The organism is Rothia kristinae NBRC 15354, from assembly GCF_001570865.1.
Lineage (GTDB): Bacteria > Actinomycetota > Actinomycetes > Actinomycetales > Micrococcaceae > Rothia > Rothia kristinae.
This window is the reverse complement of sequence record NZ_BCSM01000007.1, coordinates 72,950-97,478: the sequence shown is the minus strand read 5'-3', so window position 1 is coordinate 97,478 and position 24,529 is coordinate 72,950. Positions and strand designations below refer to the sequence as shown.

Annotated in this window: 24 protein-coding genes; all 24 read left to right on the top strand. The window is 72.3% G+C overall.

Annotation, left to right across the window (positions count from 1 at the left end; translation table 11 throughout):
• Positions 1-85: 85 nt before the first annotated feature.
• The 24 genes from dtd (at position 86) to rpoZ (ending at position 24,488) form a co-directional block, all read left to right on the top strand.
• Positions 86-538: a D-aminoacyl-tRNA deacylase gene (gene dtd, locus KKR01S_RS05915; protein ID WP_061225536.1), complete on the top strand. Its 453-nt coding sequence runs from the start codon at positions 86-88 to the stop codon at positions 536-538.
• Between the two features lie 25 nt (positions 539-563).
• The gene (locus tag KKR01S_RS05910) at positions 564-2,096 is read left to right on the top strand and encodes a replication-associated recombination protein A (protein ID WP_061225535.1); all 1,533 of its coding nucleotides are present in this window, start codon (positions 564-566) and stop codon (positions 2,094-2,096) included.
• 260 nt (positions 2,097-2,356) lie between these two features.
• The gene (gene rpsD / locus KKR01S_RS05905) at positions 2,357-2,998 is read left to right on the top strand and encodes a 30S ribosomal protein S4 (protein ID WP_058731434.1); all 642 of its coding nucleotides are present in this window, start codon (positions 2,357-2,359) and stop codon (positions 2,996-2,998) included.
• 213 nt (positions 2,999-3,211) lie between these two features.
• Positions 3,212-3,607, top strand: coding sequence for a DUF948 domain-containing protein (locus KKR01S_RS05900; protein WP_058731433.1), 396 nt, complete (start codon positions 3,212-3,214; stop codon positions 3,605-3,607).
• Entirely contained in the window at positions 3,604-4,056 is a 453-nt protein-coding gene (locus tag KKR01S_RS05895; RefSeq protein WP_058731432.1) for a hypothetical protein, read from the top strand. Before KKR01S_RS05900 ends, KKR01S_RS05895 begins: the two co-directional genes overlap by 4 nt.
• Before the next feature lie 2 nt (positions 4,057-4,058).
• Positions 4,059-6,743: an alanine--tRNA ligase gene (gene alaS, locus KKR01S_RS05890; protein ID WP_058731431.1), complete on the top strand. Its 2,685-nt coding sequence runs from the start codon at positions 4,059-4,061 to the stop codon at positions 6,741-6,743.
• 31 nt (positions 6,744-6,774) lie between these two features.
• A complete protein-coding gene (gene ruvX / locus KKR01S_RS05885) occupies positions 6,775-7,338 on the top strand; it encodes a Holliday junction resolvase RuvX (protein WP_061225534.1) in 564 nt (187 codons plus the stop codon).
• Positions 7,335-8,546 carry an endolytic transglycosylase MltG gene (gene mltG / locus KKR01S_RS05880; RefSeq protein ID WP_058731429.1) on the top strand — a complete coding sequence of 404 codons (1,212 nt, stop codon included), beginning with the start codon at positions 7,335-7,337 and terminating at the stop codon, positions 8,544-8,546. The genes ruvX and mltG overlap by 4 nt, the downstream gene beginning before the upstream one ends.
• The gene (locus tag KKR01S_RS05875; RefSeq protein ID WP_064725379.1) at positions 8,543-9,514 is read left to right on the top strand and encodes a shikimate dehydrogenase family protein; all 972 of its coding nucleotides are present in this window, start codon (positions 8,543-8,545) and stop codon (positions 9,512-9,514) included. Before mltG ends, KKR01S_RS05875 begins: the two co-directional genes overlap by 4 nt.
• 151 nt (positions 9,515-9,665) lie before the next feature.
• Complete coding sequence (aroC, locus tag KKR01S_RS05870) at positions 9,666-10,886, top strand: chorismate synthase (protein ID WP_061225532.1); 1,221 nt, start codon at positions 9,666-9,668, stop codon at positions 10,884-10,886.
• Complete coding sequence (locus KKR01S_RS05865; protein WP_058731426.1) at positions 10,883-11,452, top strand: shikimate kinase; 570 nt, start codon at positions 10,883-10,885, stop codon at positions 11,450-11,452. Before aroC ends, KKR01S_RS05865 begins: the two co-directional genes overlap by 4 nt.
• Positions 11,449-12,564 (top strand): 3-dehydroquinate synthase, encoded by a 1,116-nt coding sequence (aroB, locus tag KKR01S_RS05860; protein WP_058731425.1) that lies wholly within the window; start codon positions 11,449-11,451, stop codon positions 12,562-12,564. The genes KKR01S_RS05865 and aroB overlap by 4 nt, the downstream gene beginning before the upstream one ends.
• Before the next feature lie 139 nt (positions 12,565-12,703).
• Positions 12,704-13,267, top strand: a complete 564-nt coding sequence (gene efp / locus KKR01S_RS05855; RefSeq protein ID WP_058731424.1) for an elongation factor P — start codon at positions 12,704-12,706, stop codon at positions 13,265-13,267.
• Complete coding sequence (gene nusB, locus KKR01S_RS05850) at positions 13,264-13,674, top strand: transcription antitermination factor NusB (protein ID WP_058731423.1); 411 nt, start codon at positions 13,264-13,266, stop codon at positions 13,672-13,674. The genes efp and nusB overlap by 4 nt, the downstream gene beginning before the upstream one ends.
• Positions 13,675-13,806: 132 nt before the next feature.
• Positions 13,807-14,478, top strand: a complete 672-nt coding sequence (gene pyrR / locus KKR01S_RS05845) for a bifunctional pyr operon transcriptional regulator/uracil phosphoribosyltransferase PyrR (RefSeq protein WP_058731422.1) — start codon at positions 13,807-13,809, stop codon at positions 14,476-14,478.
• Positions 14,475-15,476, top strand: coding sequence for an aspartate carbamoyltransferase catalytic subunit (locus KKR01S_RS05840; RefSeq protein ID WP_061225531.1), 1,002 nt, complete (start codon positions 14,475-14,477; stop codon positions 15,474-15,476). The genes pyrR and KKR01S_RS05840 overlap by 4 nt, the downstream gene beginning before the upstream one ends.
• Positions 15,477-15,495: 19 nt before the next feature.
• Positions 15,496-16,827 carry a dihydroorotase gene (locus tag KKR01S_RS05835; RefSeq protein WP_061225530.1) on the top strand — a complete coding sequence of 444 codons (1,332 nt, stop codon included), beginning with the start codon at positions 15,496-15,498 and terminating at the stop codon, positions 16,825-16,827.
• Positions 16,824-17,405: a PH-like domain-containing protein gene (locus KKR01S_RS05830; protein ID WP_064725354.1), complete on the top strand. Its 582-nt coding sequence runs from the start codon at positions 16,824-16,826 to the stop codon at positions 17,403-17,405. Before KKR01S_RS05835 ends, KKR01S_RS05830 begins: the two co-directional genes overlap by 4 nt.
• Positions 17,406-17,413: 8 nt before the next feature.
• The gene (gene carA, locus KKR01S_RS05825; RefSeq protein ID WP_061225529.1) at positions 17,414-18,610 is read left to right on the top strand and encodes a glutamine-hydrolyzing carbamoyl-phosphate synthase small subunit; all 1,197 of its coding nucleotides are present in this window, start codon (positions 17,414-17,416) and stop codon (positions 18,608-18,610) included.
• Between the two features lie 4 nt (positions 18,611-18,614).
• The gene (carB, locus tag KKR01S_RS05820; RefSeq protein ID WP_061225528.1) at positions 18,615-21,938 is read left to right on the top strand and encodes a carbamoyl-phosphate synthase large subunit; all 3,324 of its coding nucleotides are present in this window, start codon (positions 18,615-18,617) and stop codon (positions 21,936-21,938) included.
• The gene (gene pyrF, locus KKR01S_RS05815; RefSeq protein ID WP_061225527.1) at positions 21,935-22,846 is read left to right on the top strand and encodes an orotidine-5'-phosphate decarboxylase; all 912 of its coding nucleotides are present in this window, start codon (positions 21,935-21,937) and stop codon (positions 22,844-22,846) included. The genes carB and pyrF overlap by 4 nt, the downstream gene beginning before the upstream one ends.
• A 158-nt stretch (positions 22,847-23,004) precedes the next feature.
• Positions 23,005-23,319 (top strand): integration host factor, actinobacterial type, encoded by a 315-nt coding sequence (mihF, locus tag KKR01S_RS05810; protein ID WP_058731701.1) that lies wholly within the window; start codon positions 23,005-23,007, stop codon positions 23,317-23,319.
• 4 nt (positions 23,320-23,323) lie between these two features.
• Positions 23,324-23,908: a guanylate kinase gene (gmk, locus tag KKR01S_RS05805; RefSeq protein ID WP_058731700.1), complete on the top strand. Its 585-nt coding sequence runs from the start codon at positions 23,324-23,326 to the stop codon at positions 23,906-23,908.
• Positions 23,909-24,026: 118 nt separating this feature from the next.
• Positions 24,027-24,488, top strand: a complete 462-nt coding sequence (rpoZ, locus tag KKR01S_RS05800; protein WP_058731699.1) for a DNA-directed RNA polymerase subunit omega — start codon at positions 24,027-24,029, stop codon at positions 24,486-24,488.
• The last annotated feature ends 41 nt before the right edge of the window (positions 24,489-24,529 follow it).

Sequence of the window (24,529 nt, the reverse complement as noted above, 5' to 3'; positions counted from 1 at the left end):
GAGACCGCGCCCGACGGGTGCGGTCTCGGCCGTTTCGTGCGGTCTCGACGGAGGTGAGCTCGGCGCCGTCGGCTACGGTGGGACCATGCGCATCGTCCTGCAGAGAGTCAGCACCGCCGAAGTCACGGTCGTCCCCGAGGACGGGGGAGAGCCCGAGGTCGTGAGCGCGATCGAGGGCCCGGGCCTGCTGGCCCTGGTGGGCGTGACCCACGGGGACGGACCCGACGAGGCAGCCAAGCTCGCGGAGAAGACCTGGCGCCTGCGGCTGCTGGACGGGGAGCGCTCCTGCGCGGACCTGGACGCCCCGATCCTGGCCGTCAGCCAGTTCACCCTCTACGGGGACGCCCGGAAGGGCCGGCGCCCCTCCTGGTCCGCGGCCGCCCCCGGGCCCGCCTCCGAGCCGATCGTCGACGCCTACGTGCAGGCCCTGCGGGATCTCGGGGCTACCGTGGCCACCGGGCGCTTCGGCGCGCACATGCGGGTCCAGCTGACCAACGACGGGCCGGTCACCCTCATCCTGGACACCGCGGACCTGTGACCGGCGGGAAGGCCGAGCCCTCACCATGACCCAGTCCCTGTTCGGCGACGACGACGCCGCGGCCGCCCCCGCCCGCGGGCGTACCGGACGCGGCGGATCCCGCACGCCCGCCCCCGGCCCTGCGAACGGCCGGTCCGCCGGCGCCCGCAGCCCGCTGGCGGTGCGGATGCGCCCGCGCACCGTCGAGGAGATCGTGGGGCAGGCCCATGCTCTGAAGCCCGGCTCCCCGCTGCGGGTGCTCGCCGGGGAGGACGCCGGCCCGGCCGGACCCAGCTCCGTGATCCTGTGGGGCCCGCCCGGCACCGGCAAGACCACCATCGCCCACGTCATCGCCCGCGGTTCCGGGAGGAAGTTCGTGGAGCTGTCCGCGATCACCGCCGGGGTCAAGGATGTGCGCGCGGTGATGGAGCAGGCCCTGGATGACCGGGACCTGCACGGCATCACCACCGTGCTGTTCCTGGATGAGATCCACCGCTTCACCAAGGCCCAGCAGGATGCCCTGCTGCCCGGGGTGGAGAACCGCTGGGTGGTGCTGGTGGCCGCGACCACCGAGAACCCGAGCTTCTCGGTGATCTCCCCGCTGCTCTCCCGCTCCCTGCTGGTCACCCTCACCCCGCTGGAGGACGCGGACATCGCCGCGCTGATCGACCGGGCCGTCGCCGATCCGCGCGGGCTCAACGGGACCGTGACGCTGGAGGAGGAGGCCCGGGATCACCTGGTGCAGCTGGCCTCCGGGGACGCCCGGCGGGCCCTGACCACCCTAGAGGCCGCCGCGGCCGTCGCCTTCGGCCACGCCGAGGCCGCACACGACCGGGCCGAACCGGTCGGCGAGGAGGCCGGGGACGAGGCCGCGGAGGCGACGCAGCCGGGGGCCGAACCCGCCGCCGTGGTGGTCACGGCGGCGCACGCCGAGGAGGCCACGGACCGGGCCGCGCTGCGCTACGACCGGGCGGGGGATCAGCACTACGACGTCATCAGCGCGTTCATCAAGTCCATCCGCGGCTCGGATCCGGACGCCGCCCTGCACTACCTGGCCCGGATGATCGAGGCGGGGGAGGACCCGCGGTTCATCGCCCGGCGCATCGTGGTCCACGCCAGCGAGGACATCGGCATGGCCGATCCCACCGCGCTGCAGACCGCGGTGGCCGCCGCCCAGGCGGTGCAGCTGATCGGGCTGCCCGAGGCCCGGATCAACCTCGCCCAGGCCGTGATCCACCTGGCCACCGCCCCGAAGTCCAACGCCGTCATCCGGGCGATCGACGCCGCGCAGGCCGACGTGCGCGCCGGGCGCTCCGGCGTCGTGCCCCCGCACCTGCGCGATGCCCACTACGGCGGGGCCGCCGCCCACGGACACGGAAAGGGGTACGTCTACCCGCACGACGTGCCCCACGCCGTGGCCCCCCAGCAGTACCTGCCGGACACCCTGCGCGACGCCCAGTACTACCGGCCCACTGAGTACGGGGCGGAGCGGACCGTGAAGCGGCGACTGGGGATCCTGCGCGACATCCTGCGCGGCCGCCGACCCCGAGCGGGCGGGGACGCGGGCGGGACGCCGTGACCAGAGGCACCCTCGCCCGGTCGGCCCGGTGACCTGACAGCCCGGCCCGCGTGCCGTAGAGTGGGGCGCTGTCTGGCACGCCGTGGACGAAACGCATCCCGACCCCCGGGATGATCACCGACCGCGGTGGCAGCAAGGGTAGCGGCTGACCCGCGCTCTCCGCCGCGCAAAACCGTGCGCGGATCCCGGAGGCCAGTTGACACCAGAACAAATGGGGCGGGCTCCCGCTGAGCCCGCGCCAACCGCATGAAAGGCAATCCTTGGCTACTACCACCAAGACCAAGCGGGCGCGCAACCTCGTCCGCAAGTCCCGCGCCCTCGGGATCCCGCTGACCCCGAAGGCCGAGAAGTACTTCGAGCGCCGCCCCTACGGCCCCGGCCAGCACGGGCGCGCCCGTCGTCGGCAGGACTCCGACTACGCCGTGCGTCTGCGCGAGAAGCAGCGTCTGCGCGCGCAGTACAACATCCGCGAGGCGCAGATGCGCCGCGCCTACGCCGAGGCCAAGCGCACCGAGGGCCAGACCGGTGAGAACCTGGTCGAGCAGCTCGAGACCCGCCTGGATGCCCTGGTGCTGCGCTCCGGCTTCGCCCGGACCATCACCCAGGCCCGCCAGATGGTCGTGCACCGTCACATCATGGTCGACGGTGTGCGCGTGGACCGCCCCTCCTTCCGCGTGAAGCCGGGCCAGCTGATCCACGTGCACCCGCGCTCGGAGAAGATGGACCCCTTCCAGGTGGCCGCCACCGGCGCCAACCAGGACGTGCTGCCCCCGACCCCGCCGTACCTGAACGTCGAGATCGACAAGCTGCACGCCAAGCTCGAGCGCGCCCCCAAGCGCCCCGAGATCCCCGTCACCTGCGAGGAGCAGCTGGTGGTCGAGTACTACGCCCGCATGGCGTAGCCCGATCCCCACGGGAGACGGCCCGCGACGCAGCCCGCGTCGCGGGCCGTCCCCGTTCCCGCCCCGTGCCGAGGACCGGGGGAGCGCGTCGGACCTGCTGATAACCTAGGCTGGAAACGGTCACGGTTCGGTCACGACGCCGGGACCCGGCGGTCCTGCCCGGACCGCCGCAGCACACCTTTGACCACCACCTGCGAGGAGACGGTTGCGCACATGACGGTCGGATCGATCGCGGGGCTCATCGCCGCCGGCGTCTTCGCCGTGCTGGTGGCCCTGCTGGCCCTGCCCATCGTCAAGCTCGGACGGGTCTTCGATGAGCTGCGCGTGACCGTGCGCCAGCTCAACGAGGGCACCGGCCCGCTGATCGACGAGGTCACCCGCACGGTGGCCACCACCAACACCCAGCTGGAGAAGGTGGACGGGATCACCGACAACGTCTCCGACGCCTCCGCGAACGTCTCCGCCCTGTCCAGCCTGGTCGCCTCCACGGTCGGCCAGCCCCTGATCAAGGTCGCCTCCTTCTCCTACGGCGTGCGCAAGGCCTTCCGCGGCCGCGACGGCGAGACCCAGGCCGCCGATCCCGCAGGCCCCACGGAGGAGAGCGCATGAGCTTCTGGTCCAAGGCCGCACTGACCCTGGCCGGTGCGGCCGCGGGATACTTCGCGGCCCGCCGCGGCCCCGCCGTCGTGCGCACCGGACGCGAGCTGGTGCTGCGCGGGCCCTCCGCGCTGTCCGAGCAGACCCCGAGCCCGGGAGGAAACGCCATGGCCCGCTTCTGGAGCTCCTCCGCCGCCGCCCCGCTGCGCGCCGGGGCCCTGAAGGCCGTGCGCTTCGCCGCGACCGTGAAGCAGGGCATGGCGGAGAAGGAATCCGAGCTGAACCGCCGCTACGCGGCCCAGCAGCGGGACCTGCGCCCCGGCTCCCTGGACAGCTGGGACCGGCCCCTGCCGCCGCAGCCGCCGCAGCACATCGCACCCCGAGACGTCAGCGCCGCGCCGCCCCCGCAGGCCCACGACGCCGAGACCACCACGAGCCCCACCGAGAAGGACGACCGCTGAGCATGCTCTCCCAGGAAATCTCCCAGCGCTGGACCGACTACTTCGCCGAACGAGGCCACACCGTGGTCCCCTCGGCCTCGCTGGTCTCCAACGCGCCCGGCTCGATGTTCACCATCGCCGGCATGGTCCCGTTCATCCCCTACTTCCTCGGCCAGGAGACCGCCCCGTACTCCCGCGCGGTCTCCGTGCAGAAGTGCATCCGCACCCTGGACATCGAGGAGGTCGGCAAGACCGCCCGGCACGGTACCTTCTTCCAGATGGCCGGGAACTTCTCCTTCGGCGACTACTTCAAGGCCGAGGTGATCCCGTGGGCCTGGAACCTGCTGACCTCCCCGGTCTCCGAGGGCGGCTACGGCCTGGACCCGGAGCGGCTGTGGGTCACCGTCTACGAGGGAGACCAGGAGGCCTACGACCTGTGGACCCGCGAGGTCGGGGTGCCCGCGGAGCGGGTGCAGCGGATGGACATGAAGGAGAACTACTGGTCCACCGGCCAGCCCGGCCCCGCCGGCCCGGACTCCGAGATCTTCTACGACCGCGGCCCCGCCTACGGCAAGGAGGGCGGGCCGGCGGCCGACGACGACCGCTACATCGAGATCTGGAACCTCGTGTTCATGCAGTTCCAGCGCGGCGAGGGCATCGGCAAGGACGACTTCGAGATCCTCGGGGAGCTGCCGAAGAAGAACATCGACACCGGCCTGGGCGTGGAGCGCCTGGCCATGCTCCTGCAGGGCGTGGAGAACTTCTACGAGACCGACCAGGTCCGCCCCGTCCTGGACGCCGCGGCCGAGCTGTCCGGCAAGCGCTACTCCGGCTCGGAGTCCGCGAAGGACCCCGGCTACGAGGACGACGTGCGCATGCGCGTGGTCGCCGACCACGTCCGCTCCTCCCTCATGCTGATCAGCGACGGGGTGACCCCCTCCAACGAGGGCCGCGGCTACATCCTGCGCCGCCTGCTGCGCCGCGCCATCCGCGCGATGCGCCTGCTCGGGGTCACCGAGGCCTGCCTGCCCGTGCTGCTGCCGGCCTCCCGCGACGCCATGAAGGGCGCGTTTCCCGAGGTCGAGCGGGACTTCGAGCGCATCTCCCGGGTCGCCTACGCCGAGGAGAAGGCGTTCCTGCGCACCATCGAGTCCGGGACCAGCCGGCTCAACGAGGCCGTCACCGCGGCCAAGGCCGAAGGCCACGCCGTGACCGGCGAGGACGCCTTCACCCTGCATGACACCTACGGCTTCCCCATCGACCTGACCCTGGAGATGGCCGCCGAGGCCGGGGTCTCGGTGGATGAGGCCTCCTTCCGCGAGCTCATGGAGGAGCAGCGTCACCGCGCCCAGGCCGATGCCCGGGCCAAGAAGGGCGGGCACGCGGACCTGCACGTGCTGCGCCAGCTGGCCGACGAGCGCGGCTCCGTGTTCACCGGCTACACCCAGCTGCGCACCGAATCCGCGATCCGCGCGATCCTGGTCGGCGGGGCCACCGTTCCGGCCGCCTCGGCCGGGCAGGAGATCGACCTGGTGCTGGATGAGACCCCGTTCTACGCCGAGGCCGGCGGTCAGGCCGCCGACACCGGCACGATCTCCGGCAACGGCTTCTCGATCCGCGTCAAGGACGTGCAGCAGCCGGTTAAGGGCCTGAGCGTTCACCGCGGCGTCGTCACCGAGGGCGAGGTCCCCGCGGGTGCCGCGGCGGTCGCCCAGGTGGACGTGCAGCGGCGCAAGGACGCCGAGAAGGCCCACTCCGGCACGCACATCGTGCACGCGGCCCTGCACCGGGTGCTGGGCCCCGAGGCCGTGCAGCGCGGCTCCTTCAACAAGGAGGGCTACCTGCGCTTCGACTTCGCGTGGAACGAGGGGCTGTCCGAATCCGTGCAGGCGGAGGTCGAGGAGGTCTCCAACACCGCGATCCGCGACAACTACGAGGTCATCACCCGCGAGATGCCGCTGGCCGAGGCCAAGGCCATGGGCGCGATGAGCCTGTTCGGGGAGAAGTACGGGGACATCGTGCGCGTGGTGGAGATCAACGGGGACTTCTCCCGCGAGCTGTGTGGGGGGACCCACGTCGGGTCCTCCGCGGAGATCGGCTCCCTGTCCCTGCTCTCGGAGGCCTCCGTGGGCTCCGGGAACCGGCGCGTGGAGGCCCTGGTGGGCCTGGACTCCTTCAACCACCTGGCCGCCGAGCGCACCCTCGTCAACCAGCTCACCTCCCTGATGCGGGTCCAGTCCTCCGCCGAGCTGCCCGAGCGCATCGGTCAGACCCTGGAGAAGCTGAAGTCCGCGGAGAAGGAGCTGGAGAAGCTGCGCCGGGAGAAGCTGCAGGCCGAGGCCGGCAAGCTCACCGAGTCCGCCGAGCTGATCTCCGGGATCCGCGTGCTCACCCACGACGCCGGGCAGATCCCCGCCGACGACGCCCGGGGCCTGGCCACGGATCTGCGCCACCGGCTCGGGGAGGACCCGGCCGTGGTGGCGGTGGCCGCCGAGGCCAAGGGCCATCCCGTGATCGTCGTGGCCACCAACCAGGGCGCCCGCGACGCCGGGATCAAGGCCGGTCAGCTGGTGCGCACCGCCGCCGGGATCCTCGGCGGCGGGGGCGGCGGCAAGGATGATCTGGCCCAGGGCGGCGGTCAGAACCCGGCCAAGATCGCCGAGGCCCTGGAGGCCGTCGCCGGCCAGATCGCGACCGCGGCGAAGTAGCCGCCGCACCACGGGCCGGGAGGACACGGGAATGGGATTCAGCCGAGGCGTGCGGATGGGCGTCGACGTGGGCAACGCCCGCGTCGGCCTGGCGCTGTCCGATCCGGACGGCATCCTCGCGACCCCGTTGAAGACCCTCAAGCGCAACCTCAACACGGATTCCGATCGGCGGGTACTGCGCCGCCTGCTGGAGATCCACGAGGTCGCCGAGGTCTACGTCGGGCTGCCCCGCACCCTGTCGGGGGGCTCCTCGGCCTCCACCCAGATGGCCGAGGACTACGCCTCCGGCCTGGTGGCGGAGCTTGCCGCCGAGGGACGCGAGATCCCCGTCTGGTTGGTCGATGAGCGGCTGAGCACCGTCTCGGCCCAGCGGTCCCTGCACGAGGCGGGGGTCTCCTCCCGCCGGTTCAAGACCATGGTGGACCAGGTCGCGGCCGTGGCCATCCTGCAGCAGAGCCTGGACGCCCTGAAGGCCGATCGCGCCGTGGCCGGGTATCGTGTGGAAGCGCTCACCGTGCCGCGCGAGGACGCCCGGTCCCAGCACCTCGATCCGACCTCGGAGCCGAGGCCCGAGCAGAACGGAGATCCCGCGTGAGCGACGACTCGACACGCCGACGCCCCACCTCGTCCGAGGACGAGGCCGGGTTGCACGACATCCTCGCGCCCAGCGACGCGGACCGACGCGATGGGGTCCTCGGGCTGCGGGTGGAGGACGAGGACATCACTCCGGAGCAGGCCCGGCGACGCCGGAAACGGCGCCAGCAGTCCCTGGTGGCCGCGGTGCTGGTCTTCGTCCTGGCCCTGGTGGTCTCCGGGGCGATCGTGGGGCCCAAGCTCGGATTGTTCCAGGCCAAGGACTACGACGGGGACGGCAACGGCACGGCCGTGACCTTCACCGTCAGCTCCGGGGAGACCAACCAGCAGATCGCCCAGGGCCTGGAGGACAAGGGCGTGGTGGCCGACGCGGGCCGCTTCGTGGACGTCTACGAGGAGAAGTCCGACGGCTCCTTCATCCAGCCCGGCACCTTCCAGCTGCAGGAGCGGATGAGCTCCGAGGCCGCCGTGGACGCCCTGCTGGGCACCGGTGGGGAAGCGGTGCACTACGTCGCGATCAACCAGACCCTGCGCAAGGACGAGGCCTTCAAGGCCCTCGCCGACGGCACCGGCATCCCCGTCTCGGAATTCGAGCAGCTGGACAAGGACCCGGCGAAGTTCGGCATCCCCTCGCAGTTCCCCTCCCTCGAGGGCTACCTGCACCCGGGGGAGTATCGCTTCAAGACCGACGCGACCGCCGAGGACATCATCCGCGAGATGGTGGATAAGACCAAAGCGGATCTGAAGAGCGCCGGGGTCACCGGGGACCAGCACACCTTCGACGTGCTGACCATCGCCTCGATCCTCGAGTTCGAGGCCACCCCGCAGGACTACCGCGCCGTGGCCGGGGCGATCCACAACCGCATCGACAACCCCGGCGGGGAGACCAACGGGTACCTGCAGTCCGACGCGACCGTGGCCTACGGGCTGGGGGAGAAGACCTACCAGATCACCGCGGAGCAGAAGCAAGACGCTTCCAACAAGTACAACACCTTCGCCAACAAGGGCCTGCCCGAGGGGCCCATCGGCTCGCCGGGACTGAAGGCCATCCAGGCCGCGCAGAACCCCCAGAAGAACGACTACTACTACTGGGTCACGGTCAACCTGGACACCGGCGAGACCAAGTTCGCCAAGACCTACGCGGAGCATCAGAAGAACGTGGAGGAGTACCAGAGCTGGTGCTCGGATCACGAGGGCAAGTGCTCGTGAGCCCGGAGCCCCCGAAGGAACCGGACCCAGCCGCATGGGCGGCGGTGCTGGGCAGTCCGGTCGGGCACAGCCTCTCCCCGGACCTGCATGCGGCCGCCTACCGCGAGCTCGGCGCAGCCGTGCGGTACCGGCGTCTCGAGACGCCTCGGTCCGAGCTGGGGGCCCGGCTGGCCGCCGCGGCCGAGCCCGGATGGCGCGGCTACTCCGTGACCATGCCCCTGAAGGCCGACGCGGCCCGGGCGGTCTCCGCGCTGACCCCGTTCGCCCGCGCCGTCGGGGTGGTCAACACGGTCGCGGCCGCGTCGCGGGGCGCCGACGGGGCGGCCCGGGGCCTGCTCGGGCACAACACCGACGTCGCCGGCATCGTCAACGCCCTGCGCGACCTCGGGCCCGCTGACCCGGAACCGGTCGCCCCCGCGGCCGTCATCGGCGGCGGCGGGACCGCGACGGCCGCCGCGGCCGCGCTGCGGCTGATGGGCTGGGAGGAGACCTTCGTGTACGTGCGCGACGCCTCCCGCACCCGCGAGCTGCGCGCGGCGGCCGAGCGGCTCGGGCTGCGGCTGCGGATGCGTCCCCTGGAAGACTGCCCGGCGGAGCTGGACGGGATCGGCACGGCCGTGTGCACCCTGCCGGCCCGCGCCTTCGACCCGCACGCCCGGCGGCTGAGCGGGGACCTGTCCGGGCTGCGCCTGCTGGACGTCTCCTACGATCCCTGGCCCTCCGTCCTGGCCGAGCGCGCGCAGCAGCGGGGGGCGCGGGTGGCCTCCGGGGCGCACATGCTGCTGCACCAGGCGGTGGACCAGGTCAAGCTGTTCCTCGGCCTGCCTCTGGACCGCCCGCTTCCGCACCAGCAGACCGTCCTGGAGGCCATGGCTGCGGCGATCGGGCTGCCCGCTCCCGTCCGGGAGCCCGTGCCGGTGCATACTCTGGATGGGCTGACCGAGACCGCGCCCTCCGAGGACGGGTGAGCGCCGCACCGAGAGGACCCGCACCGGCAGGCGCTTGCGGCCGGAGCCCGCGCCCGCGGAGAATGGGACGACCCCCGATGACGCCGCCCGGCACCGTGCCCCATGCACGGCCGGGCGGGTTCGCCGAGACGAGACGAAGGAACGTGACCAGGTGACCCTACGCTGGCTGACCGCAGGAGAATCCCACGGCGAGGCGCTCGTCGGCATCATCGAGGGGGTGCCCGCCGGCGTGGAGCTGACCACCGGGCAGCTGCGCGAGGCCTTGGCCCGGCGCCGTCTGGGCTACGGGCGCGGGGCGCGGATGAAGTTCGAGGAGGACCGGGTCCGCATCCTCGGCGGCGTGCGCCATGGGCTGACCCAGGGCGGGCCCGTGGCCGTGGAGATCGCCAACACCGAGTGGCCCAAGTGGACCGAGGTCATGTCCGCGGACCCCGTTAACCCGGCGGTGCTGGAGGGCAGGGCCCGCAACGCGCCCCTGACCCGTCCCCGGCCCGGCCACGCCGATCTCACCGGCATGCAGAAATACGGCTTCGACGAGGCCCGCCCGGTGCTGGAGCGGGCCTCCGCGCGCGAGACCGCGACCCGCGTGGCCCTGGGCGTGGTCGCCGCGCAGATCCTGGACAGCCTCGGCGCGCAGCTGGTCAGCCACACCGTCGCCCTGGGCGGGGTGAGTCTGCCGGAGGGCCACCCGGCCCCGGTGCCGGCGGACACGCCGACCCTGGACGCGGATCCCCTGCGCTGTGCCGACCCGCAGACCTCCGAGGCGATGGTCCGGGAGGTCGACGCCGCGCACAAGGACGGGGAGACCCTCGGCGGCATCGTCGAGGTCCTGGCCTACGGGCTGGTGCCCGGGCTGGGCTCCTACGTGCACTGGGACCGGCGCCTGGACGCGCGCCTGGCCGGAGCGCTGATGGGCATCCAGGCGATCAAGGGGGTCGAGGTCGGCGACGGCTTCCGCACCGCCGCCCGGCGCGGCTCCGCCGCCCACGACGAGATCGTCCCGGACGCCGAGGGCGCCGCGCACCGGACCTCCAACCGGGCCGGGGGCATCGAAGGCGGGATGAGCATCGGGGACTTGCTGCGGGTGCGCGCGGCGATGAAGCCGATCGCGACCGTGCCCAAGGCCCTGCGCACCGTGGACACCACCACGGGCGAACCCACCCGGGCCCACCACCAGCGCTCCGACGTCGCCGCCGTGCCGGCCGCCGGGGTCGTCGCGGAGGCCATGACCGCCCTGGTGCTGGCCGACGCGTACCTGGAGAAGTTCGGCGGGGACTCCATCGCGGAGACCGCGTGCAACAAGGACGCCTACCTGGCCGCGATCCCGGCCTCCCTGCGCACCGTGGGCGACGGGCGGGACCCCCGCGCATGAGCGAGGTCCCGACCGCACCCGACGCCGCCGTGCACCCCCGGCCCGTCGTGCTGATCGGGCCGATGGCCGCCGGCAAATCCGCCGTCGGACAGACGCTGCGCACCCGCCACGGCTACCGGCTCATCGACTCCGACGCGCGCATCGTCGCCGCCCAGGGCACGATCCCGGAGATCTTCGCCCACCACGACGAGGCCCACTTCCGGCGCCTGGAGGCCGCCGCGATCGGCGAGATCCTCGCGGATCCCGACAGCGTCGGCGCGATCGTCTCCGTGGGCGGGGGCGCGCCGATGACTCCGGCGGTGGCCCGCCTGCTGGCCGAGACCACCGTGGTCTACCTGCTGGTGGACGAGCAGACCGTCGCGGAGCGGATCCGGACGGAGGGGGACCGGCCGCTGCTGGCCGGACACCCCCTGCAGCGCTGGCGGCAGATGTACGCCCAGCGCCACGAGACCTACGAGCGGCTGGCGGACCTGGTCGTGGACGCCCGCGGGCACCGGGACCTTGTCACCCTGGCCGATGAGATCCACGAGCACCTGGCCCGCGCGGCCGGGAAGGAGCAGCGATGAGCAGCCAGCCCAGCGGCGAACCCGAGCCGATCACCCGGATCCCCGTGACCGGTCAGCGTCCCGGCGAGAGCTACGAGGTGCTCATCGGCCATGACCTGCTGCGCGAGCTGCCCGGGATCCTGGGCCCCCGGGTGCGCCGGGCCCTGATCGTGCACCCGCGGGCCCTGCGCTCCACCGGCGAGCTGGTCATGAGCGATCTGCGCGCCGCCGGATACGAGGCCTTCTCCGCGGAGATCCCCGACGCCGAGGAGGGCAAGCACGCGCAGGTCGCGGCCTTCTGCTGGCAGGTGCTCGGGCAGAACGACTTCACCCGCTCCGACGTCGTGATCTCGGTGGGCGGGGGAGCGGTCTCCGACCTCGCCGGCTTCGTCGCCGCGACCTGGCTGCGCGGGGTGCGGGTCGTGCACCTGCCCACGACGCTGCTGGGCATGGTCGACGCCGCGGTGGGCGGGAAGACCGGGATCAACACCGCCGAGGGTAAGAACCTCGTCGGGGCCTTCCATCCGCCGGCGGCCGTGCTGTGCGACCTGGGCACCCTGCGCACCCTGCCCGTCAACGAGCTGCTCACCGGGCTGGCCGAGGTCGTCAAGTGCGGGTTCATCGCCGACCCGAAGATCCTCGAGCTCCTGGAGGCCCACCCGCAGCAGCTGCGCGACTCCCAGTCCGCGGTGATCCGGGAGCTGATCGAGCGGGCCGTGCGGGTCAAAGCCGAGATCGTCTCCGAGGACCTGCGCGAGACCGGGCGGCGGGAGTTCCTCAACTACGGCCACACGCTGGGGCACGCGATCGAGCTGGCCGAGCGGTATCAGTGGCGCCACGGGGCGGCGGTCGCGGTGGGCATGGTCTTCGCCGCGGAGCTGTCCGCCGCGGCCGGCAGCCTGGACCCGGCCGTCGTGCAGCGCACCCGCGCGATCCTGGAATCCCTGGGCCTGCCCACCGGATACCGGGCGGATCGCTGGGCGCGGCTGCTGGAGGCCATGCACCGGGACAAGAAGACCCGCGGCAATCTGCTGCGCTTCGTCGTCCTCGACGGGATCGCCCGCCCGCGGATCATGGAGGTCCCGGACGAGACCCTGCTGTTCGCCACCTACCAGGAGATCGCCGAGGCCTGAGGAGGCCCCCGCCGACCGCGCCACGGGGGAAGCGGGCCGGGGAGGCGATACAATGGCACCTGATCCGCCGCCGCACGGATGCGCCCTCCCGCGCGTCCCCGGATGCGGCGAGAGCAGTACGAACCGAGAAGGAGTGTCCGTGGCAACGACCAACGACATCAAGAACGGGACCATCCTCAACCTGGACGGGAACCTCTGGGGCGTCATCGAGTTCCAGCACGTCAAGCCGGGCAAGGGCGGGGCGTTCGTGCGCACCAAGCTGCGCAACGTCAACACGGGCAAGGTCGTGGACAAGACCTTCAACGCCGGCGCCAAGGTGGACATCACCACGGTGGACCGCTCCGAGTACCAGTACCTGTACCAGGACGGCGAGGACTACGTCTTCATGGACAACAAGACCTACGACCAGGTCACCGTCCCCGCCGCCGTCGTGGGCGATGCCGCGAACTACATGCTGGAGAACCAGAACGCCACGCTGGCCTTCCACGAGGGCACGCCGCTGTACATCGAGCTGCCGCCGTCGGTGGTCCTGGAGATCACCTACACCGAGCCCGGCCTGCAGGGCGACCGCTCCACCGGCGGCACCAAGCCCGCGACCCTGGAGACCGGCGCGCAGATCCAGGTGCCGCTGTTCGTGGAGCAGGGCACCCGCGTCAAGGTCGACACCCGCAGCGGCGACTACCTGGGCCGCGTCAACGAGTGAACTCCCGGACGAAGGCGCGCGTGCGCGCCCTGGAAGTGCTGTTCGAAGCCGATTCGCGCGGCGAGGACACCCTCGAGGTGCTGCGTCGGCGCCGCGCCCACACCTCGGCCCTGATCTCCGACTACTCCGAGCGGATCGTGCGCGGGGTCCTCGAGCACGACGAGGAGATCGCCGAGGCCCTGGAGACCTACTCTAAGGGCTGGACGCTGGACCGGATGCCGGCCGTGGACCGGGCGATCCTGCGCATCGGGGCCTGGGAGCTGCTGTACAACGACGACGTCCCCGACGCCGTCGCCGTCTCCGAGGCGGCGGGCCTGGCCCGCACCCACTCCACGGATGACTCCCCGCGGTTCGTCAACGGGCTGCTGGGCCGGCTGCAGAAGGTCAAGCCGACCCTGCTGGCCTGAGCACCCGCCGAGGCCGCCCGGACCGATCGCGTCCGGGCGGCCTCGGCGCGTCCAGGCTCCTGTGGTAGGTTCGAGCCCAGCAGAGCACCCTTTAAGCTCCCGTCCGGTGAGGCGGGGAAGGAGGCCGAGTCCATGACCGATCAGCATAACCGAGAGGACCCCCCGAGGGTCTCGCCGCGAGCCCGGGTGATCCTGGACGCGGCCGACATCGACCGGGCCCTGACCCGGATCGCCCACGAGATCCTGGAGGCCAACAAGGGCGCCGAGGACCTCGTGCTGCTCGGCATCCCCCGCCGCGGGTATCCGCTGGCCCGGCGCCTGGCCCAGCGCCTGCACCGCATCGATCCCGCCTTCGACCCGGCCGCGGCCCTGGGGCAGCTGGACGTGACCATGTACCGGGATGACCTGCGCACCGGCACCTCCCGCACCCCCGAAGCCACCCGCCTGCCGGGCCTGGGGATCGACGGACGCCGCGTCGTTCTCGTGGATGACGTCCTGTACTCCGGGCGCACCGTGCGCGCCGCCTTGGACGCCCTGGCCGACTACGGCCGCCCCGCCCTGGTGCGCCTGGCCGTGCTCGCCGACCGCGGCCACCGGCAGCTGCCGATCCGCGCGGACCACGTGGGCAAGAACCTGCCCACCGCCGCCGCCGAATCCGTGCGGGTCTTCCTCGCCGAGACCGACGCCGCCCCCGCGCTGAGCGGGAAGGACGAGCGGGATCTCAGCGACTGCGTGCTGCTGGACCCGGCCCCGCCGCGCCCGGGCCCGCAGACGGCGCCGAGCGCGGGGGAGGCCCGGGCATGAGGCACCTGCTGGACACCCGCTCCCTGACCCGCGAGCAGGCCATCGCCCTGCTGGACACCGCGGACCGGATGGGGGAGGTCGGCTCCCGCGAGGTCAAGAAGCTGCCCGCCCTGCGCGGGCGCACCGTGGTCAACCTGTTCTTCGAGGACTCCACCCGCACCCGCATCTCCTTCGAGACCGCGGAGAAGCGGCTCTCCGCCGACGTCATCAACTTCGCGGCCAAGGGCTCCTCCGTGTCCAAGGGCGAATCCCTGAAGGACACGGCCCAGACCCTGGAGGCCATCAACGCCGACGCCGTCGTGATCCGCCATCCCGCCTCCGGCGCCCCGGCCCGCCTGGCGACCAGCGGGTGGATCCAGGCCCCGGTGGTCAACGCCGGGGACGGCACCCACGCCCACCCCACCCAGGCGCTGCTGGATGCGATGACCCTGCGCCAGCGTCGCGCCGAGCTGACCGGCACCGGCGCCCAGGGCACGGACCTGGCCGGGATGCGCATCGTGATCGTGGGCGACATCCTGCACTCCCGGGTGGCCCGCTCCGATGTGTGGCTGCTGAGCACCCTGGGCGCGCAGGTCACCCTCGTCGCCCCGCCGACCCTGCTGCCGGTGGGCATCGACGACTGGCCGGTGCGGGTCAGCTACGACCTCGACGAGGCCCTGGCCCAGGACCCGGACGCCGTGATGCTGCTGCGCATTCAGCGCGAGCGCATGCACGCGGCCTTCTTCCCCAGCTCCGAGGAGTACGCGAGGCTCTGGGGACTCAGCCCCGAGCGCCTGGCCGGCCTCAGCGCCCGCGGGGCGCAGACCGCGATCCTGCACCCGGGGCCGATGAATCGGGGCCTGGAGATCAGCGCCGACGCCGCGGACTCCCCGCGCTCCCTGGTCCTGCGCCAGGTGGCCAACGGGGTCTCCGTGCGCATGGCCGTGCTCTACCACCTGCTCACCGGCGCCCCGGACCCCGCCGGGGCCACCGGGGACCCGGAGGCCGATCGTGCCTGAGGGCACCGGAAAGGACACCATGACCGACGCCGCGATCCTCATCCGAGACGCCCGCCTGCTGGGCGAGCAGACCGTGGACGTGCTGGTGCGCGAGGGGCGCATCGCCGAGCTCGGCGAGAACCTGACCGCCCCCGAGTCCGCCCGGGTGATCGAGGCCGAGGGCCTCGTGCTGCTGCCCGGGCTGGTGGATGTGCACACCCACCTGCGCGAACCCGGCCGGGAGGACGCCGAGACCGTGCAGACCGGGACCCGGGCGGCCGCCGCCGGCGGCTACACCGCGGTCTGCGCGATGGCCAACTCCGATCCCGTCGCGGACACCGCCGGGGTCGTGGAGCAGGTCCAGCGGCTGGGCCAGGACGCCGGCTGGGTCGAGGTTCGACCGGTCGGGGCGGTGACCGTGGGTCTGCAGGGTGAGCGCCTGTCCGAGATCGGCGCGATGGCCGACTCCCGCGCGCAGGTGCGGATGTTCTCCGACGACGGAAAGTGCGTACACAACCCGGTGCTGATGCGCCGGGCCCTGGAGTATGTCAAGGCCTTCGACGGGGTGATCGCCCAGCACGCCCAGGAGCCGCTGCTGACCGACGGGGCCCAGATGAACGAGGGCGCGGTCTCCGCGGAGCTCGGCTTGGCCGGCTGGCCCGCGGTGGCCGAGGAGTCCATCATCGCCCGGGACGTGTTGCTCGCCCAGCACGTCGGCTCCCGGGTGCACATCTGCCACCTGTCCACCAAGGGCTCGGTGGAGATCGTGCGCTGGGCCAAGCAGCGCGGCATCGCCGTCACGGCCGAGGCCACCCCGCACCACCTGCTGCTCACCGACGAGCTGGCCCGCACCTACGACCCCGTGTACAAGGTCAACCCCCCGCTGCGCACTGCCGAGGACGTCCAGGCCCTGCGCGCGGCCGTGGCCGACGGGACCATCGACGTGATCGGCACCGACCATGCCCCGCACCCGGTGCAGGACAAGGAGTGCGAGTGGGCGTGTGCGGCGATGGGCATGACGGGTCTGGAGACCGCTCTGTCCGTGGTCCAGCAGACCCTGGTGGACACCGGGCTGATCACCTGGGCCGACGTCGCCCGCATCATGTCCGCCGACCCCGCGCGTATCGCCCGCATCCCGGGACAGGGCCGTCCGATCGCGGTGGGGGAGCCGGCCAACCTCGTGCTGGTGGACCCGCAGGCCCGGCGCATCGTCGTCCCGGAGGAGCACCAGAGCAAGGGCCGCAACTCGCCCTACCGCGGCCTGGAGCTGCCCGGGCGGGTCATGGCCACCGTCTGGGAGGGCCACCCGACCGTCCTGGACGGGCGCATGGCGACCCCCCGCACCCCGGAGGCTGAGGGGGCGCGCGCATGACCTTCCACCACCTGCTGACCCTGCTCTCCTCGTTGCTGCTGGCCGGGATCGTGCTCGGGCTGATCGGACTGGGCTGGCGCCACCGCCGGGACCGGCAGTCCGGGATCGCCCGGCCCGCCCCGGTGCCCGAGCGCCTCGACGGGGCGCAGGCCTCCTTCGCCTGCCCCGCCCAGTACGTCAGCACCACCCGCGCGGGGGACTGGCTGGATCGGATCGCGGTCCACGGGCTGGGCGCGCGCGCCGACGGGCAGGCCCTGGTCCTGACCGAGGGCCTGATCATCGTGCGCGACGGCGCCGAGGACCTGTGGGTGCCCGCCGAGGCGATCCGGGTGCTGCGCCGAGAATCCGGGATGGCCGGGAAGTTCGTGGAGAAGGACGGGCTGGCTGTGATCACCTGGGACCTGGGCGGACTGCTCGTGGACACCGGGCTGCGCACCCGCCGCGCCGCGGACACCCCCGCCCTGCTGCAGGCCCTGCGCGCCATCGCCCCGCACGCCGCGGACCGCCTGCCCGAGCCCGCCCCGCCGGCACCAGCCGCCCCCGCCGATCAGACCACCGCCGCGACCTCGAGGAAGTAGCACACACCATGACCACCCACGCCACCCCCGCCCCCGCACCGGCGGTCCTCGTCCTGGAGGACGGCTCCGCCTGGGAGGGCAGCGCCTACGGCGCCGTCGGCTCCACCCTCGGCGAGGCGGTGTTCTCCACCGGCATGACCGGCTACCAGGAGACCCTCACCGACCCGTCCTACGCCGGGCAGATCGTCATCCAGACCGCCCCGCACATCGGCAACACGGGTGTCAACGACGAGGACGCCGAATCCCGGCGCATCTGGGTCGCCGGCTACGCGGTGCGCGAAGCCGCCCGCATCCCCTCGAACTGGCGCTCCCAGCGCAGCCTTGACGAGGAGCTCACGGCCCAGGGTATCGTCGGTATCCGCGGCATCGACACCCGCGCCCTGACCCGGCGGCTGCGCGAGGTCGGCGCGATGCGCGCCGGCATCTTCTCCGGGGACCAGGCCGATCGACCCCGCGCCGAGCTGCTGGCCGAGGTCTGGGACTCCGCCGGGATGCTCGGGCGCCGCCTGGCCGAGGAGGTCAGCATCGCCGAGGAGCAGATCGTCGAGCCCTCGGAGTGGGGCTGGGAGGGCGAGCCCCGGGGCACCGTGGTCGCGGTGGACCTGGGCATCAAGTCCATGACCCCGCGCCGCTTCGCCGAGCGCGGGCTGCGCACCGTGATCGTCCCGGCCGACACCGGATTCCAGCGGATCCGCGAGCTCGGGGCGGACGGGGTGTTCTTCTCCAACGGCCCCGGGGACCCCGAGACCGCGGATGAGCAGGTCCAGCTGCTGCGCGAGGTGCTGCGGGCCAAGATCCCGTTCTTCGGGATCTGCTTCGGCAACCAGCTGCTGGGCCGGGCCCTGGGCTTCGGGACCTACAAGCTCCCCTTCGGCCACCGCGGGATCAACCAGCCCGTGCTGGACCGGGCCACCGGGACGGTGGAGATCACCGCCCAGAACCACGGCTTCGCGGTGGACGCCCCGCTGGATGGACCCGTCACCGCCCCGCAGGAGGAGTTCGGGCGGGTCGAGGTCTCCCACGTGTGCCTGAACGACGACGTCGTGGAGGGCCTGCGCTGCCTGGACCTGCCGGCCTTCTCCGTGCAGTACCACCCCGAGGCCGCCGCCGGACCGCACGACGCCGCCTACCTCTTCGACCGTTTCATCGACTCCCTCCCGGCCGCCGGATCCGCCGCCGCAACCGCGCAGAAAGCAGGAAAGTAACCCCATGCCCCGTCGCACCGATCTGCACTCCGTCCTGGTCATCGGCTCCGGTCCCATCGTCATCGGGCAGGCCGCGGAGTTCGACTACTCCGGCACGCAGGCCCTGCGCGTGCTCAAGGACGAGGGCATCCGCGTCATCCTGGTCAACTCCAACCCGGCCACGATCATGACCGACCCCGAGTTCGCCGACGCGACCTACATCGAGCCGATCACCCCGGAGACGGTCGAGAAGATCATCGCCAAGGAGCGCCCCGACGCGATCCTGCCGACCCTGGGCGGACAGACCGCCCTGAACACCGCGATCGCCCTGGACGAGCGCGGCGCGCTGGAGCGCTACGGCGTCGAGCTGATCGGGGCGAACATCGCCGCGATCAACCTCGGCGAGGACCGCGAGGCCTTCAAGGGCGTGGTCGAGCGCTGCGGGGCCGAATCCGCCCGCTCCGAGATCGTGCACTCGATGGACGAGGCCCTGGCCGCCGCCGAGCGGCTGGGCTACCCCATGGTCGTGCGGCCCTCCTTCACGATGGGCGGGCTGGGCTCCGGGATGGCCTACGACGAGGTCGACCTGCACCGGATCGCCGGGGCCGGGATCCAGTACAGCCCCACCAGCGAGGTGCTCCTGGAGGAGTCCATCCTCGGGTGGAAGGAGTACGAGCTGGAGATGATGCGCGACCGCAACGACAACGTCGTCGTGGTCTGCTCGATCGAGAACTTCGACCCCGTGGGGGTGCACACCGGGGACTCCATCACGGTCGCCCCGGCGCTGACGCTCACGGACCGGGAGTACCAGAAGATGCGCGACGTCGCGATCGCCGTGATCCGCGAGGTCGGGGTGGACACCGGCGGGTGCAACATCCAGTTCGCCGTGGATCCCGCCACCGGGCGCGTCGTCGTCATCGAGATGAACCCGCGGGTCTCCCGCTCCTCGGCCCTGGCCTCCAAGGCCACCGGCTTCCCGATCGCCAAGATCGCCACCAAGCTCTCCCTGGGCTATACCCTGGACGAGATCCCCAACGACATCACCCGCAAGACCCCGGCCTCCTTCGAGCCCACCCTGGACTACGTCGTGGTCAAGGTCCCGCGCTTCGCCTTCGAGAAGTTCCCGGCCGCGGACCCCACCCTGACCACCACCATGAAGTCCGTGGGCGAGGCCATGGCCCTGGGCCGCAGCTTCACCGAGGCCCTGCAGAAGGCCATGCGCTCCCTCGAGCAGAAGGACGGCGCCTTCGACTTCGCCGCCGAGACCCCGGACCGGGACGCCCTGGACGAGCTCGTGGAGGCCACCCGCACCCCCACCACTCAGCGGATCCACCAGGTGCGCCGGGCCCTGGCCGCCGGGGCCGGCGTGGAGCGGATGTACGAGGCCACCGGCATCGACCCCTGGTTCCTGGATCAGCTGCAGCTGCTCAACGAGGTGGCCGAGCGGGTCCGGGCGGATCCGGACCTGACCCCGGACACCCTGCGCGAGGCCAAGCGCCACGGCTTCTCCGACGCCCAGATCGCCGCCATCGCCCACACCCGCGAGGACGTGGTCCGGGGGGTGCGCCACGCGCTGGGCATCCGCCCGGTGTTCAAGACCGTGGACACCTGCGCGGCCGAGTTCGAGGCCTTCACCCCGTACCACTACTCCGCCTACGACCAGGAGGACGAGGTCGCCCCGCACGAGGGGGAGTCCATCATGATCCTGGGCTCCGGGCCCAACCGGATCGGGCAGGGCATCGAGTTCGACTACTCCTGCGTGCACGCCTCGATGGTGCTGCGCGAGGCCGGCTACGAGACGGTCATGGTCAACTGCAACCCGGAGACCGTCTCCACCGACTACGACGTCTCCACCCGCCTGTACTTCGAGCCGCTGACCCTGGAGGACGTCCTGGAGGTCATCGAGGAGGAGCGGCGCACCGGCGGGCTGAAGGGCGTGTACGTGCAGCTGGGCGGGCAGACCCCGCTGAAGCTGGCCGCGCAGCTGCAGGAGGCCGGGGTGCCGATCCTGGGGACCACCCCCGAGGCCATCGACCTGGCCGAGGATCGCGGGGAGTTCGCCCAGGTCCTGGAGCGGGCCGGGCTGATCTCCCCGAAGAACGGCACCGCCTCGACCTTCGCCGAGGCCAAGCGCATCGCCGACGGCATCGGCTACCCGGTGCTGGTGCGTCCCTCCTACGTGCTCGGCGGGCGCGGCATGGAGATCGTCTACGACGAGGCGAGCCTGGCGGCCTACCTCGAGCACGCCACCGAGGTCTCCCCGTCCCAGCCGGCCCTGATCGACAAGTTCCTCGAGGATGCGATCGAGATCGACGTCGACGCCCTGTTCGACGGCACCGACCTGTACATGGGCGGGGTCATGGAGCACATCGAGGAGGCCGGAATCCACTCCGGGGACTCCGCGTGCACCCTGCCGCCGGTGACCCTCGGCCCGGACGTCATCGACCGGGTCTGCGCCGCGACCCGCGGGATCGCCGAAGGGGTCGGGGTGCGCGGGCTGATCAACATCCAGTTCGCGGTGGCCTCGGACATCCTCTACGTCATCGAGGCCAATCCGCGCGCCTCGCGCACAGTGCCCTTCGTCTCCAAGGCCACCGGGGTGCAGCTGGCCAAGGCCGCCGCGCTGATCGGGGTGGGCCGGAGCATCCGAGAGCTGACCGAGCAGGGCGTGCTGCCCTCGCACATGGACGGGGCCCGCATCCCGGAGGGCACGGCGATCGCCGTCAAGGAGGCCGTGCTGCCCTTCAGCCGCTTCCGCACCCCCGAGGGCGTGGTGGTGGACGCGCTGCTGTCCCCCGAGATGCGCTCCACCGGCGAGGTCATGGGCCTGGACCCCTACTTCGACACCGCCTTCGCCAAGGGCCAGGCCGCCGTGGGCAGCCCGCTGCCCACCGAGGGCCGGGTCTTCGTGTCCGTGGCCAACCGGGACAAGCGCTCCGCGGTCGTCTACGTGAAGATGCTCCAGGACCTCGGCTTCGAGATCGTCACGACCGGCGGCACGGCCCAGGTGCTGCGGCGCAACGGGATCCCCTGCACCGTCGTGCCCAAGCTCGGCGACGTCGCCGAGGGGGAGCGCTCCGTGGTGGACATGATCCGCGAGGGGCAGATCGACCTGATCTTCAACACCCCCTCCGGCGGCTCGGCCCGCGGGGACGGCTACGAGATCCGCGCGGCGGCGACCTCGGTCGGGGTCCCGCTGATGACGACGCTGTCCCAGTTCGGGGCCTCCATCCAGTCCATCGCGGCCCAGCGGGAGCACTCCTGGGACGTGCTGAGCCTGCAGGAGCACGAGGCCACCCTGGCCCAGCGGGCCCAGCAGGCCCCGGCAGCTGAGGGGGACCGGGCGTGAGCGGGGCCGCGGAGACCGCCCGGAGCCCGCGCGGCGAGGCCGGTGACCGGCTGGTGCGGGCCATGGCCGAGCACGGCCCCCTGTGCGTGGGCATCGACCCCCACCCGGGGCTGCTGCGCGACTGGGGGCTGGCCGATGACGCCGACGGGGCCCGGACCTTCGGCCTGCGCGTGGTGGAGGCCGCCGCGGGGGCCGCGGCCGTCGTGAAGCCGCAGGTCGCCCTGTTCGAGCGCCACGGCGCGGCGGGCCTGGCCGCCCTCGAGCAGGTGCTCACCGCCGCCGCGGATGCGGGGCTGGAGCTCATCGCCGACGCCAAGCGCGGGGACATCGGCTCGACCATGGCCGCCTACGCCGACGCCTGGCTGCGCGAGGGCTCCCCGCTGGCCGCCGACTGGGTCACGCTCAGCCCCTACCTGGGCTTCGGCTCCCTGGATCCGGCCCTGAACCTGGCCGCCGAGACCGGACGCGGCGCCTTCGTCCTGGCCCTGACCTCCAACCCGGAGGGTGCCTCGGTGCAGCACGTCGGCGGCCCCGAGGCCTCGGTGGCCCGGGGAATCGTGGCCGCCGCGCGGGAGCTCAACGAGCGGCTGCGCGAGCCCGGCCTCGAGGGGGCCGGCGGGTGGGAGCTGGCCGGACCGTGCGGGCTGGTCATCGGGGCGACCGTGGGCGCGTCCCTGTCGCGCCTAGGCATCGACCTGGCGGACTTCCCCGGTCCGATCCTCGCCCCCGGCTACGGGGCGCAGGGGGCCACCGAGGAGGATCTCGCCCGCGTCTTCGCCGGGACCGAGCGGCGCCTGGTCGTCTCCTCCTCACGGGCGATCTTGCGCCACGGACCGGAGGTCGCGGCGCTGCGCAGGGAGATCCTCGGGACCAACCGGCGGCTGGCCGCGGGACTGGCACCCTCCTGAACCGAGGACGGGTGCGGGCCCGGCCGGGGTCCGCTGCGTCACGATTGGTCGCCGCGGGCCCTTTTTCGGTAATTTGATCTGCGTACCCGTCGTCGGCCGACCCCGGATCCCGCGAACCGAGGCGGGCCCACCCAGGCCACGAACGAGAGGATGGCTCCATGGTTCTGCAACCCCTCACCGACGAGCAGCGCGCGGCCGCCCGGGAGAAGGCCAAGCACTCCCGGCAGGTGCGCGCCGAGGCGAAGCAGGCCCTGCGCCGCAGGGAGATCACCGTGGCCGAGTTCCTGGAGCGGGCCGACGGGGACGAGGCCCTCGAGCGGATCCGGGTCGAGGACATGCTGAAGTCCATCCCCAGCATCGGCGACGTCCGGGCCCGCGCGATCATGCGGGACCTGAAGATCGCTTCCAGCCGCCGCCTGCGCGGACTGGGCACGCACCAGCGCAACAGCCTGATCTCCTATCTCGAAGGGTGAGTCCATGTCCGAGGGGAACCACCGCACGCTGACCGTCCTGGCCGGTCCCACCGCCGTCGGGAAGGGCACCGTCTCCGCCTACATCCGAGACCACTACCCCCAGGTGTGGTTCTCGGTCTCCGCGACCACCCGCGGGCCGCGCCCGGGGGAGCAGGACGGGGTGCACTACTGGTTCGTCTCCGACGAGGAGTTCGACTCGATGGTCGAGCACGACCAGCTGCTGGAATGGGCCACGGTGCACAACAGCCACCGCTACGGCACGATGCGCGCCAAGGTGGAGGAGGCCCTGGCCGCGGGTCGTCCCGTGCTGCTGGAGATCGATCTGCAGGGCGCCCGGCAGGTGCGCAACGCGATGCCGGACTCCCGGCTGATCTTCCTGGCTCCGCCCAGCTGGGACGAGCTGGTGCGGCGCCTGCGCGGCCGGGGCACCGAGTCCCCGGAGGAGCAGCGCCAGCGCCTGGAGACCGCCAAGGAGGAGCTGGCCGCGGAGCCGGAGTTCGACGTCACCGTGACCAACGACGAGGTGCGGCGCGCGGCCGAGGAGATCGTCTCCCTCATGGGGCTGGACCCCGCCGCACACCGCGACTGAGCCGCACCCCCGGCACCCGGGGGTACCCTGCCGACGCACCACGCGGTATGATGGCCGTTCGGTCCCCGCACCAGGCGGCGGCAGGGCCGATCCACACCCGACCAACGGAGCTAAACCCTTGTCACTTTCCGAACACGAAGGCATCATCGACCCGTCCGTGGATGAGCTGCTCGGCAAGGCCGAGTCCAAGTACGGCCTGGTGATCTTCGGAGCCCGCCGGGCCCGGCAGATCAACGCCTACTACTCCCAGCTGCAGGAGGGCCTGTTCGAGCATGTCGGGCCGCTGGTGGACACGGACATCAACGAGAAGTCCCTGTCCATCGCGATGCGCGAGATCGACGAGGGGACCATCGAGGCCCACCACGTCGAGGGCGGGAAGTTCAACGAGAACGGCCAGCTGGTCCACGACGACGCCCCCGCGGACTTCTTCGGCGCCGACTTCTTCCCCGAGGACGTCGAGATCAACGGCGACGCCTCCGTCGACTTCAGCTCCGGGCAGACCCCCGAGGTCATCGACCGGACCAGCCAGAGCGCCGAGCAGGAGCAGGCCGCCGAGGATCCCTCCGGCGAGCAGGCCTGATCCCGGCCGCGGCTCGCCCAGGGCCGCGGCGCGATCGCCAC

Bases quoted from the DNA above. Each gene is read 5' to 3' on its own strand.
- dtd (WP_061225536.1), top strand. From the start codon at position 86: ATGCGCATCGTCCTGCAGAGAGTCAGCACCGCCGAAGTCACGGTCGTC.
- KKR01S_RS05910 (WP_061225535.1), top strand. From the start codon at position 564: ATGACCCAGTCCCTGTTCGGCGACGACGACGCCGCGGCCGCCCCCGCC.
- KKR01S_RS05900 (WP_058731433.1), top strand. From the start codon at position 3,212: ATGACGGTCGGATCGATCGCGGGGCTCATCGCCGCCGGCGTCTTCGCC.
- KKR01S_RS05895 (WP_058731432.1), top strand. From the start codon at position 3,604: ATGAGCTTCTGGTCCAAGGCCGCACTGACCCTGGCCGGTGCGGCCGCG.
- alaS (WP_058731431.1), top strand. From the start codon at position 4,059: ATGCTCTCCCAGGAAATCTCCCAGCGCTGGACCGACTACTTCGCCGAA.
- ruvX (WP_061225534.1), top strand. From the start codon at position 6,775: ATGGGATTCAGCCGAGGCGTGCGGATGGGCGTCGACGTGGGCAACGCC.
- KKR01S_RS05865 (WP_058731426.1), top strand. From the start codon at position 10,883: ATGAGCGAGGTCCCGACCGCACCCGACGCCGCCGTGCACCCCCGGCCC.
- aroB (WP_058731425.1), top strand. From the start codon at position 11,449: ATGAGCAGCCAGCCCAGCGGCGAACCCGAGCCGATCACCCGGATCCCC.
- pyrR (WP_058731422.1), top strand. From the start codon at position 13,807: ATGACCGATCAGCATAACCGAGAGGACCCCCCGAGGGTCTCGCCGCGA.
- KKR01S_RS05840 (WP_061225531.1), top strand. From the start codon at position 14,475: ATGAGGCACCTGCTGGACACCCGCTCCCTGACCCGCGAGCAGGCCATC.
- KKR01S_RS05835 (WP_061225530.1), top strand. From the start codon at position 15,496: ATGACCGACGCCGCGATCCTCATCCGAGACGCCCGCCTGCTGGGCGAG.
- KKR01S_RS05830 (WP_064725354.1), top strand. From the start codon at position 16,824: ATGACCTTCCACCACCTGCTGACCCTGCTCTCCTCGTTGCTGCTGGCC.
- carA (WP_061225529.1), top strand. From the start codon at position 17,414: ATGACCACCCACGCCACCCCCGCCCCCGCACCGGCGGTCCTCGTCCTG.
- carB (WP_061225528.1), top strand. From the start codon at position 18,615: ATGCCCCGTCGCACCGATCTGCACTCCGTCCTGGTCATCGGCTCCGGT.
- mihF (WP_058731701.1), top strand. From the start codon at position 23,005: ATGGTTCTGCAACCCCTCACCGACGAGCAGCGCGCGGCCGCCCGGGAG.
- gmk (WP_058731700.1), top strand. From the start codon at position 23,324: ATGTCCGAGGGGAACCACCGCACGCTGACCGTCCTGGCCGGTCCCACC.